At 42.6% G+C, this 12,325-nt stretch carries 9 protein-coding genes; 3 read left to right on the forward strand and 6 right to left on the reverse strand.

Annotated elements, in window-relative coordinates:
* Positions 1-187 precede the first annotated feature (187 nt).
* From H8876_RS07470 to H8876_RS07480, 3 genes are all read left to right on the forward strand, one after another.
* Positions 188-1,489 (forward strand): aspartate aminotransferase family protein, encoded by a 1,302-nt coding sequence (locus tag H8876_RS07470; protein WP_283241782.1) that lies wholly within the window; start codon positions 188-190, stop codon positions 1,487-1,489.
* A gap of 96 nt (positions 1,490-1,585) precedes the next feature.
* Positions 1,586-2,986, forward strand: coding sequence for a sigma-54 interaction domain-containing protein (locus H8876_RS07475; protein ID WP_249287216.1), 1,401 nt, complete (start codon positions 1,586-1,588; stop codon positions 2,984-2,986).
* A gap of 479 nt (positions 2,987-3,465) precedes the next feature.
* The gene (locus H8876_RS07480) at positions 3,466-5,280 is read left to right on the forward strand and encodes a sigma 54-interacting transcriptional regulator (RefSeq protein ID WP_249287217.1); all 1,815 of its coding nucleotides are present in this window, start codon (positions 3,466-3,468) and stop codon (positions 5,278-5,280) included.
* A gap of 163 nt (positions 5,281-5,443) precedes the next feature.
* Here the strand turns inward: H8876_RS07480 and H8876_RS07485 are convergent, their stop codons facing one another.
* The 6 genes from H8876_RS07485 to H8876_RS07510 form a co-directional block, all read right to left on the reverse strand.
* Positions 5,444-6,223: an enoyl-CoA hydratase-related protein gene (locus H8876_RS07485; protein WP_249287218.1), complete on the reverse strand. Its 780-nt coding sequence runs from the start codon at positions 6,221-6,223 to the stop codon at positions 5,444-5,446.
* A gap of 11 nt (positions 6,224-6,234) precedes the next feature.
* Positions 6,235-7,089 carry a 3-hydroxybutyryl-CoA dehydrogenase gene (locus H8876_RS07490; RefSeq protein ID WP_249287219.1) on the reverse strand — a complete coding sequence of 285 codons (855 nt, stop codon included), beginning with the start codon at positions 7,087-7,089 and terminating at the stop codon, positions 6,235-6,237.
* Positions 7,090-7,107: 18 nt separating this feature from the next.
* On the reverse strand, positions 7,108-8,289 hold the full coding sequence (locus tag H8876_RS07495) for a thiolase family protein (protein WP_249287220.1): 1,182 nt from the start codon (positions 8,287-8,289) through the stop codon (positions 7,108-7,110).
* Positions 8,290-8,428: 139 nt separating this feature from the next.
* Complete coding sequence (locus tag H8876_RS07500; protein ID WP_177265476.1) at positions 8,429-9,865, reverse strand: 4-hydroxyphenylacetate 3-hydroxylase family protein; 1,437 nt, start codon at positions 9,863-9,865, stop codon at positions 8,429-8,431.
* A gap of 61 nt (positions 9,866-9,926) precedes the next feature.
* Complete coding sequence (locus tag H8876_RS07505) at positions 9,927-10,691, reverse strand: glucose 1-dehydrogenase (RefSeq protein WP_249287221.1); 765 nt, start codon at positions 10,689-10,691, stop codon at positions 9,927-9,929.
* Between the two features lie 393 nt (positions 10,692-11,084).
* A complete protein-coding gene (locus H8876_RS07510) occupies positions 11,085-12,281 on the reverse strand; it encodes a CaiB/BaiF CoA transferase family protein (protein ID WP_249287222.1) in 1,197 nt (398 codons plus the stop codon).
* Positions 12,282-12,325: the final 44 nt, after the last annotated feature.

A 12,325-nucleotide genomic window follows, 5' to 3' on the forward strand; every position in this document is an offset into this window, starting at 1 on the left:
CCTTTTCGCATAATGCCTAAAACACTTCTAAAAGCTCCTTTATACATTTAAATATTCATTTTCACTATACTGGCATGTGATTTGCATTTACATTTTAGTATTCATTAAACTATTATATTAATACATTAGAAGGGAGGCTATAGTAAAGATTGTAAACCAATTTTTCTTTACTATATAGATGTAAATAATGGATAAATACAATACTGAAAAATCAAAAGCATTATTTTTCGAAACAAAGAAATATCTTGTTGATGGGGTTAGCAGTTCTTTCCATAAAGCCAAAAATGAGGAATATCCAATCTGCATGACACACGGTAAAGGATCCCACATGTACGATGTAGATGGCAATGATTACATTGATTATGTGGCCGGTTTTGGTCCGATGATCCTGGGTTATGCTCCGGAATCGGTCAATGAGGCTGTAAAAGAACAGCTGAAAAAAGGTTCTCAATTCTCTACTCCAACAGAAGATCTTTGTAAATTAGCGAAAAAACTAACAGAAATAATTCCATGTGCGGAAATGGTAAGTTTTCAAAGTTCCGGCACTGAGGCAAATATGCATGCATGGCGTGTTGCCAGAGCACATACCGGTAAAATGAAGATCGTAAAATTCGAAGGCCAGTATCATGGCTGGGCTGATGAGCAAAAGGTAACCATCGGCGCAGACACACTTGAAGAGCTAGGTCCAAAATCAAGCATCAACAAGTTGATGAATACAGCCGGTCAAAGAATCGATACAACAAATGACATTATCGTTGCTCCTTGGAACGATGCCGAATCTCTGGAAGCGATTCTGGACGCTCACGACGATATCGCAGCTGTTCTGATGGAGCCATACATGTGTGACGAAGGTCCTATCCTGCCGAAGGAAGGATATCTGCAGGCTGTCAAAGATATGTGCGAAAAGCATGGTGTACTGCTGATCTTTGATGAAGTTATCACTGGATTCCGTCTCTCCTTAGGTGGAGCGCAGCAGTACTTCGGTGTCACTCCGGATCTTGCAATCTTCGGTAAAGCCATCGCCGGTGGCTTCTCTCTCTCCATGATTTGCGGAAGAAGAGAGCTCATGGAAAAAGTTCACCCGTCTGGAACCTTCAATGCCACACCGATCGCAGTGGCTGCTTCACTGGCGACCATCGCAGAATTAGAAAAGCCAGGAACATATGAGAGGATGGATACCTTAGGCAAAAAACTAACTGCTGGTCTTATGGAACTAGGCAAAAAACACGGGATCAAAGTGTATGCAAACCACCACAATGCTATCTGTCAGCTGCAGCTGGGTATTGACCGAGCACCGGAGGATTTCCGCGACTGTTTACAAAATGTAGATAGAAAAGCTTATGATAAACTGTTCCTTTTGGCTACACAATATGGGGTAAGGCTAACCTCTGCAAGAGGTCGCATTTACATTTCTACAGCTCACACGGAAAGTGATATTGACAAAACATTAGAGATTTTCGATTTCATATTCCCTATGCTGAAAAAATAGTGTATTATTAAATTCCTATCATCTATAAACCATAGTATTATTGAGTGTAATACTGTGGTTTATAGACTGTTCTTTATGTATGACACAGGTGATTTTATGAATGATATGATGTTCGCGAATAAAGATTTTGTTTTTTCTATACTTGAGAACTCTTATGACGGTATTTATATAACAAACAAAGACAGTATTACTGTGTATGTAAACAAGGCATACGAAAATTTGACCGGACATAAAAGATCTGAGTATATAGGAAAGCATATGGATGATTTAATAAAATCCGGCATTATGAAAGTCGATATTACAGGAGATGTAATCTCCTCAAAAAAATCCATTACGGTAACCGAAGAACTGGTTTCCGGTAAAAACGTACTGATCACTGGCAACCCTATTTTTAATGATCAAAATGAAATCATCGCGGTAGTAACTAATGTACGTGATATATCTGAAATCATTTCCTTAGAAAAAAAAGAACGATTGGCAAAAGAAATTATATCTAGATATCAAAAACAGATTTTTGATACTGCCACAATGAAAAATATCATTTGCGAAAGTTCTAACACAATCTCTGTATTTAACTTTGCTGCTAAAGTTGCCCCTAAAGATTCAACCGTACTTCTCACCGGAGAAACGGGTGTGGGCAAAGAAGTCGTTGCAAAGTATATACACTATAACAGTTTACGAAAAGATAATAACTATATTAAAATCAACTGCGGGGCAATTCCAGAAAATCTACTTGAATCCGAACTATTTGGATATGTTGGCGGTGCTTTTACTGGTGCAGATCCCAACGGAAAGCCTGGTCTGTTTGAGCTGGCTGATAATGGCACTTTATTCCTGGATGAAATCGGAGAACTTCCATTAAATCTGCAATCCTCGCTTTTACGAGTTTTACAGGACGGCGAAGTGACACGGGTAGGAAGCACAAAAACAAAAAAAGTTGCCGTGCGACTTATCGCTGCTACAAATCGCAACCTTAAGAAAATGATACAAGAGAAGATCTTCCGAGAAGATCTCTATTATCGCTTAAATGTCATTTCAATCAATATCCCTCCATTACGAGAACGTCGAGATGATATTCCTCCCCTTGCGGAACTTTTTATTAAACAACTCAATAAAAAATACCATACTCAAAAAAAAGTGTCCGAGACATTCCTTCTGGAACTTATGTCCATGAATTGGCCTGGAAACGTGCGCGAGCTTTCTAACTTCATTGAAAGACAATATATTCTCAATGAAAGCGATATTTTATCTACTGTATACGTAAATAATCTGTCACAAAAAGAAAATTTTCATAATCATTTGCAACATTCATTGGAAAATGCAATGGATCCTGATTCTTTTAATATTGAAAAAGCAGTATCCTCTATAGAAGTTTCGTTGATAAAAAAAGCATTAAAAAAATCAAAAAACACTAAAGAAGCCGCAAAACTTCTTGGAATAAGCCAGCCAACGTTCTCACGAAAATATAATAAATATAAAAATCAAGGTATACTATAAACTTTTAACTAAATCGCTCTCTTTCATAACAATGAGGGCGTTTACTAATTTATTTCGCACTGCACTCACTTACCAATCAGGCATATTCCTTAACTTATACCTGATCAGCTCACCGGCCTTCTCGAAGTTCTTATTATTAATTAGAAGTTTCGGTGAGCCGTATTCATGCTCAATAAGGCATTCCGACTGGCACCCATTTACCATCATTACAAGATTGTAATGTTCATTTTCCTTATAGTACAGAAATTCGCACTCATCCGAAAGTTCTTTCTGTATCTTTTTATAAAATGTTTCACGGTCGTAATAACAATTACATCCACCGCAGAACAAAACCCCGATCCTTGCCTTATTTTGCATTTTAATACACCTCTGATTTATGCTATAATATAAATAACATTTCTATGTTTTTATTATATCACAAATCATACTGTTACAGCTTATATTCAGAAAAACCAGTGTAAAAACAAGGAGTAGGAAATATGATTTCACGAACATTTATTACAGAATATCTAAAGCTGTTTTTCCCAAATTACGATGAACGCTATTTGGATTTACTTGAAATTATCAGTGATTTTACCGATCCATATATTGAAGCATCTAATATGGCTATTATAGCCCTTGATCAGAACAAAAGGATCGTTATGGTCAATCAACTGGCCGCCACATTATTCAATACATCTGAAACGGCACTTTTAGAACAAGAAGTGGGACAGGCACTTCCAGTATGCCCGCTGTCTAAAGTTACTCTGGACAATTATGCTGCTCTTCCAAAAGAATTTTCAATGGGCGAAAAAACAGTTCACGCAGAACGAACTCCCATTATTCATGACGAAAAAACCATTGCTGTGGTCAGCTTTCTATACGAACACTCCGACACAGATACAACTGACCAGCGCAGCATCGAGACACAGAAACATATGCAGTTTCTAAATGAAATCATAGAAAATTCTTATGACGGCATCTATATCACCGATTCCTCCGGGAAAACCATACTGGTCAACAAAGCATACGAACGAATCTTTGGCGTTCCTCGTTCCCAACTGATCGGGGAATACATGAAGAATCTGGTCACAAAAGGAATACTTTCTACCAGCATCACTCAGGATGTTGTAGAAAAAAAAGAAGTCATTACGCGAACTCAGACCAACGCTAATAACAAAGAAGTATTTATTACAGGGAATCCGATTTTCGATGAAGAAGGCAATGTTCACCATGTCATTACCAATGTTCGCGACATTACTGAACTTATCAGTTTGAACAAAAAACTGCAGGCTGAAATAGATCGTGCCGACCTTTATCAAAGCCAGTTAATGAAAGAATCTTCGGATGAAAACATTGTATGCAACAGTCAAGAGTTTTCTTCCATCCTTAACATTGCACGAAAGATTTCCCGAATGGATTCCACTGTCCTTATTCTCGGGGAGACTGGAGTAGGTAAAGAAATCGTAGCGCAGTACATTCATAAACACAGCATGCGCGACGACAAGCCATACATCAAAATAAACTGTGGCGCCATTCCACAAAACCTTCTGGAATCTGAACTCTTTGGTTATGTCCCGGGGGCATTTACCGGTGCCAGCGCTAAAGGCAAGTCCGGCATGTTTGAGCTGGCCGACACTGGGACCTTGTTCCTGGATGAAATCGGAGAGCTTCCTATCAACCTGCAGTCCGCACTCCTGCGAGTTCTGCAGGATCACGAAGTGACCAGAGTCGGAGGCCAAAAGAGTAAAAAAGTAGATGTTCGAATCGTTGCCGCAACCAATCAGAATCTTGAGGAAATGATCGAAGAAGGAACGTTCCGAAGCGACCTTTATTACAGATTGAACGTTGTATCCATTAATATTCCACCACTACGCGAAAGAAAAGATGACATCCCAAAACTTGCTGAAAAAACGTTGGAGAATCTCAATCAAAAATATGGAGTTCATAAAGTGATGTCACCACATTTTATCCGCCACCTGCTTCGTGGCGACTGGCCGGGAAATGTCCGGGAGCTTAGGAATTTCATAGAAAAACAATTCGTTCTTTCTGATGAAACCATTCTGGATGCTCCTGTCACTTCATCCTTTGCAGCCAAGCAAACACCATCAATAGAAGAAGAAAACAGTTCTTCACCCTCCATCGAAACACCTCTTCCCACCTATGCTCAGGCCAGGGAAACTATGGAACGAGATCTGATCAAACGTGCTATGAAACAAGGCGGCTCCACTTACAAGGCAGCCGCTCTCCTGGATATGAGCCAACCAACTTTTTTCCGCAAATACAAGGAACATTTTCCAGACGGAATCGAATAATAGATTTCCGCAAAGCTGGCCGCGCCACTGCCGCCAGCTTTTTTTATAAAATAAAAGACGCCGGACTGACTTGAGACAGCCGGCATCTTTTACTTTAAGGAAAGGTTCAAAACTACTTATGGGAACAAGAAAAATTCTTCTTGTCATCTCAATATTTTGTTTTTTATTTATTTTTGAATTCAGCCGGACGCTTTTCTACGAACGCTTTCATACCTTCGACTCTGTCTTCGGATACGAATGTGCTCGTATAAGATTCCGCTTCAAACTGCACCCCTATTGTAAGATCTGTATTGATCCCGTTGTTGATGGCAACCTTGGCCATCTTGATGGCGATCGGAGCCTTGCTCATGATGGTCTTTGCCAGCTTTTCAGCAGCTTCCATCAGTTCTTCAGCCGGCACCACTTCGTCCACCAGACCGATTCTATAAGCTTCCTGTGCATCGATCATCTCTGCACTGTAGATCAGCTTCTTAGCCATGCCTTTTCCAACCAGACGCGGCAGTCGCTGTGTTCCACCATAACCAGGGATGATTCCCAGGTTTACTTCTGGCTGACCGAACTTGGCCTTTTCGGAAGCGATTCTGATGTCACACGCCATAGCCAGTTCATTTCCACCGCCTAATGCAAATCCATTTACTGCGGCAATAACAGGCTTGTTGATGCTTTCGATCAGTTCCATTACCTTCTGTCCCTGGATCGTCATATCACGACCCTCCGTTCCGTTCAGTTCGCTCATCTGTGCAATATCTGCTCCTGCGATGAAGGATCTTCCCTCTCCGGTCACAATTGCGACCCGAACCTCATCGTCTTTATCAATAGCACGGAACACATCGTCCAGTTCCGTAAGAACTTCTGTATTTAAAGCATTTAAAGCCTTTGGACGATTCATGGTAACGTAACCGATACCATCTTTTTTATCAAATATAATATTCTTATATTCCATAGCGCACCTCGTTATTTCGAATAATCATAGACACCCTTGCCGGTTTTCACACCCAGATGTCCAGCTCTTACCATTCTCCGCATCAGCGGTGCCGGTCTGTACTTAGGATCACCGTATTCATAGTACAGTACATCCATAACTGCCAGCATAACGTCCCAGCCAATCATATCCCCTAATGCGAGAGGACCCATCGGATGATTGAGTCCGAACTTGCAGCCGTTGTCGATATCCTCCGCAGTACCTACGCCTTCTTCCAGCATAAATACGGCCTCATTGATAAATGGATCGATCAGTCTGTTTACGATGAAACCACCCTTATCTATCGCCTTTACCGGCACTTTTTCCAGCTGCTCGCCCAGAGCCAAAGCAGCCTGGTAAGTCGTTTCGGATGTCTGCAGACCCATAACGATCTCCAGCAGCTTCATAGCAGGTACCGGGTTGAAGAAGTGAGTACCGATCACCTGATCCGGTCTTTTGGTTGCTGCAGCGATCTCTGTGATCGGCAGAGAAGAGGTATTGGAAGCGAGGATCGCTTCCGGCTTGCAGATCTTGTCTAACTGCATGAAGATCCCCAGCTTGATTTCTTTATTTTCCGATGCGGCTTCGATTACAAAATCAGCATCCTTGGCATCTTCCAGCGAGACTGTAGTTGTCAGGTTTGCAAGTGCTTCTTCCTTTGCTTCTTCTGTCATTCTGCCCTTTGTAACGGCCTTTTCCAGACTTTTCTTGATCTTATTGTAACCTTTGGCGACAAATTCTTCGTTTATGTCATTCATGATAACCTGAATACCATGTGTTGCCGCCGTCTGTGCGATTCCGGAGCCCATTGCTCCGGAACCTACAACATATAATTTTTTAACAGTCATCCTGATTCCTCCAAACTATTATTCGCACAGTTCAAACATCATCGCCATAGCCTGTCCGCCACCAATACACAGAGAAGCGACTCCGTACTGAACCTTTCTTCTCTGCATTTCGCGCATCAGTGTCAGGCTTATTCTAGCTCCTGTACATCCTACTGCATGACCCAGAGCAACTGCGCCACCGTTTACATTTACGATTTCCGGATCCAGTTTCAGATCCTGTACGCATGCTGCTGCCTGAGCTGCGAACGCTTCGTTCAGTTCGTAGAGACCTACATCGTAACGGCTGATTCCCGTTTTCTTTTCCAGCTTTTCAATAGCGCTTACCGGTGCATATCCCATGATAGATGGACTGAGAGCTGTTGACGTTGCTGCAACATATTTAGCGATCGGTTTGTAACCCAGAGCCTTCGCCTTTTCTGCTGACATCATCAGCAGCACGCACGATCCGTCATTGATCGGGGAAGCATTTCCTGCTGTTACTGTTCCGCCTTCTTTGAAGATAGGCTTCAGTTTTGCAAAGTTTTCATATTTAGCGTCTTTTCTATATGTTTCATCGTGGTCAAATACGACTTCCTGTCCCTTTACCTTCGTTGTAATAGGCACGATGTCATTGTCATATTTCCCCTCAGCCCATGCTTTTTCTGCTTTGTTATGGCTGTTTACAGCAAATCTGTCCTGCATTTCTCTCGTAATACCGCACTTCTCAGCTACATTTTCTGCTGTAATACCCATGTGGTAGTTCATGAACGGATCAACGAGGCCGTCATGAAGCATGCTGTCTTCGATCTTTCCAGGTCCCATTCTATATCCAAATCTTGCTTTAGGCAGAATATAAGGGATGGCACTCATGGTCTCACATCCGCCGGCGATCACGACTTCGTTGTCGCCAACCTGGATGGACTGTGCTGCACACTGCATCGCCTTCATAGCAGTAGCACAGTTCTTGTTTGGTGTAAATGCCGGGATCGTATCAGGCAGCCCCGCATAGATCCCGCACTGACGAGCCGGGTTAGCCTTTGTTCCAGCCTGGAAGTGAGTTCCGATAATCAGTTCATCGATATCTTCATGCTTGATGCCTGTTCTCTCCACCAGTGCTTTCACACATTCTGCGCCATGTACCGGTGCCGGGATTTTGCTTAATGAGCCGCCGAACACGCCGGTAGCGGTTCTTACCCCCTCTACGATTACAACTTCATTCATTGTTTTTCCTCCATTCTATGCTGCGGTCAAGTCCGCAGACTTTCTCTAAAATCATTTTTTACACCCGCGTTTGCTAAACTTTTGGTTATATCAGACCATCACGCCGGTTGGTTAGTCCGGCGCGATGTAGTGATCAAAACTATAATTTTACGTGTGCCAGATCCATTGCAAACTGTTCTTTCTGTTCTACATTGGATTCTCTCAGAATCATTACCTTCATTGCCTGTGGAGATCCTGCACCATGCATGGATTCTGCCAGAGCAGTACCGCCGGACATGTTTTCCAGAAGTCTTGCGATCTTGATTCTGTCTCTTGCTGTATACTCTTCGTTCCCAACAAAGAACTTCTCGATCCACTTACCTGTTTCAGGATTGTTCAGATCCCATTCATGAGGCAGTGTTGCGATGAATCCACCGGCAATATCATGTGCCAATCTGGAAATCTCATACATGTTTCTTGTACAGTTGAGCTTGACTTCGTTAGCCAGTAATGTATTTACATAGTAGCTGCCTGCTTCTTCCTTCACACCTTCATAGGAGCAAGCCAGGGAGCAGCAGTACATGGTTTCTGCCAGGTGGATCATTTCAGTCAGTTTATCCTTGATCAGGCTGTTCTTTCTCGTTCCATTCATCTTGGCGATCATGGAAGTTGCACCGATGAGAACGTCGGAGTTACCGACCTTACAGCCACCGTAGTTCTGTCTGTGATATGCCGCAAATCTAGCTACATAGTCCTGCGCAAAATCAGTTTCTCCGCACATGAACACTCTGTCCCAAGGAACGAATACATGATCCAGAACAGTCAGTGTTTCACCACCTACGATAGCGTATTCGGAGTTACCAGTATCCAGGTCGCCCTGCAGTCTTCTCTGGTCGTTTGTCTGTCTTCCGAAGATGTGAGTGATACCCTCTGCATCTACCGGAACTGCACATGCGATTGCGTAATCCTGATCTCCATCCAGCAGATTTGTAGTAGGCAGGATCAGCATTTCATGAGAGTTGGCCATACCAGTCATATGAGCCTTAGCGCCACAGATGACAACACCGTCTTCTCTCTTTTCTACAACGTGTGTGAACAGATCCGGATCAGCCTGCTTGGAAGGCTTCAGACTTCTGTTCCCCTTAACGTCAGTCATAGCACCCGCGATCATAAGATCATTTTCCTGTACGTACGTCATCCACTTCTTGAATCTTTCATGGTAATTCGTACCATACTTCTTGTCCATGTTGTAAGTTGTAATAAAAGTTGCGTTCATCGCATCGAATCCTACACATCTCTGGAAGCATGTACCAGTCTTCTGTGCGATCATTCTCATCATCTTCACTTTATTTACCAGGTCTTCAATGCTCTGGTGAATATGCGTGAAACGGTTTACCTTCTTTCCGGTCAGATGAGAAGTTGCTGTCATCAGGTTCTCATACATCGGATCACAAGCCAGATCATATGTCATGGCTGCAGAATTTACGTGAGGCTTGATCATTGGGTGATCTACCACGCAGTCGATTTTTTCTCCCATGTAGTAAATTCTTGGATGGATTTTTCTTAAACTTTCCTTGTACTCATTTCCTGTCATCATTTTGTTTACTCTCCTTTTTTTGCTAAAAGCGGTTAAACTATAATTTGTTGTAATGTATGAATTAACAGCAGAGGAATCCTCCGTCTACATATAACACCTGTCCTGTCACATAATCCGATGCTTCGGAAGCCAGGAATACTGCGGCTCCTGCCAGGTCGGACGGTAATCCGAACTTTTTCTGCGGGATTCGTGCAAAGAGCTCCGCTCTGCGCTTTTCATCGGCAAAAAGCGGTGCCGTCATCTCAGTTTCATAGTATCCTGGTCCGATGGCGTTTACATTGATACCGTACTGAGCCCATTCGTTAGCCATAGCCTTGGTGATCTGTACGATGGCCCCCTTGGCTGCACAGTATGAGATCATGTTCGGCAATCCCAGCTGACTTGTCAGGGAAGCGATATTGATGATCTTGCCCTTAATGCCCTTTTCCACCATTTGTTTTGCTACCGCCTGACACATGAAAAACACGTATTTCAGCTGTGTATCCTGTACGACGTCCCAGTCGGCTTCTGTGAATTCCAGAGCAGAAAACCGCTTGTTGACACCTGCTCCATTGAACAGGATATCGACCTGTCCGAACTTGTCGCAGACCTTTGCAATAAGACCGTTGATGTTCTCTACCGATGTGATATCCGTTGCAAAGCCCACAACATTTTCATTTCCGGTCTCCTGAGAAATCTTCTCAGCTGCATCATCCAGCTGACCCTGATTTCGGCTTACCAGTACTACATTAGCTCCTGCCTGTGCAATTCCTGTTGCCATGCCGAATCCAAGTCCTTTACTTCCTCCGACTACAATAGCGGTCTTTTCTTTTAACGAAAAATCCATATGCTCCTCCTTTTTTCTTGACGGCTACATTCAGGAAAATCCTTTATTCTCCTGCTTTAGATATCCGACGAAATCTCTAAAATCATTTATCGGATACCTAAAAAAGGAGTACTAAATTAAGTTAGAATGTTTCTTAAGTCAGTTTGTTATGTATTTATAATTTATATTTACTTTCCCAACATGTCACCCGAAGCGGCAGCCTGCGAAAACGCAGACCGCGTACTTCGTATTAATGACATACATGGATAAATGGAGACAAATTTGTTAGTTATTTCATTGTTTTATTTTTCGAACGCAGCTTTGCAGGAGTCCTGTCTGTTATGACTTACTCAAGTGTCCGCAGTGAATAAATGTATTAGCTTTCACAGCACTCCTCAAAGCATGTTCTTTATGTTAAAAGATTTCTTTTTCTTTTAACTGCTGGATTTTGTCTTCATCAAGCCCAAGAATCTCTTTTAATATGTACTCATTGTGCTGCCCAAGTAATGGTGCAGGGTTAAAGCAAAGATCCGAAGTCTCGGAGAATTTCAACGGATTACCTGGATATGCTGCCTTGCCAAGAACCGGATGATCGATATCCACCAGCATGTTTCTTGCTTTGAGCTGAGGGTCTTTTACCAAATCATCGATCCCCAGGATCGGCCCCACTGGAACTTTAGCTGCATCCAGGATTTCTACCGCTTCTTCAGCTGTGCGTTCCATGGTCCATTTTTCAATTTCCGGATTCAATGTATCTTCATGTTCTTTTCTTAAATTATTTTCGGCATATTCCGGTACATCCAGCAGATCTTCTCTATCGATGGCTTTAGCTAATTTAGTGAAAAGACCGTTATTAGCACAGGCAATGGCCACGTATCCGTCCTTTGTCCGGAACGTATTAAACGGAGCGGAACCCAGGTTAGCGTTACCGTTTCTTGTCGGTGCTTCACCAGTCAAAGTTTTTGTTACGACGAAATTTTCCAAAACAGAAAATGCCGTATCCATCATCGCTACATCGATAAACTGTCCTTCGCCGGTTTCTTCTCTGTGATGAACAGCTGCCATGATAGCGAACGCCATGTGGATCCCCGCAAGAGCATCAGCTACTGATGGACCAACCTTATAAGGCTTTCCATCCTTTTCACCGGTCAACGCCATGAAGCCGCCCATTGCCTGGCATACAATATCGTAAGCAGGTTTTTTTCTGTACGGACCTGTCTGTCCAAATCCAGAAATAGATCCATATATGATCTTTGGATTTCGTTCTTTCAGATCCTCATATCCAATTCCCAGCCTGTCCATAACACCTGGCGAAAAGTTCTCCACTACGATATCTGCCCATTCTGCAAGCTCTTTGATGATCTCTATCGACTCCGGAGCTTTTAGATCCAGCGACAGGCTTTTTTTGTTTCTATTGAAATAAGTAAAATATCCGCTTTCATCATTTTTCATCGGACCAAAGTAATGAGTATCATCGCCAACACCCTTTCTTTCTACTTTAATGATATCGGCACCCAGGTCTCCCATCATCATGGTGCAATAAGGACCAGAATATACTCTTGTGAAATCTAAAACTTTTAATCCCTGAAGGGGTTTCTTGCAATCTGTCATCTTTCGTATCCTCAATCTTTCTTTGTTACCATGTTTTCCTTGAC

The sequence above is a fragment of the Lentihominibacter faecis genome, from assembly GCF_014306095.1.
GTDB classification, from domain to species: Bacteria; Bacillota; Clostridia; order Peptostreptococcales; family Anaerovoracaceae; genus Lentihominibacter; species Lentihominibacter faecis.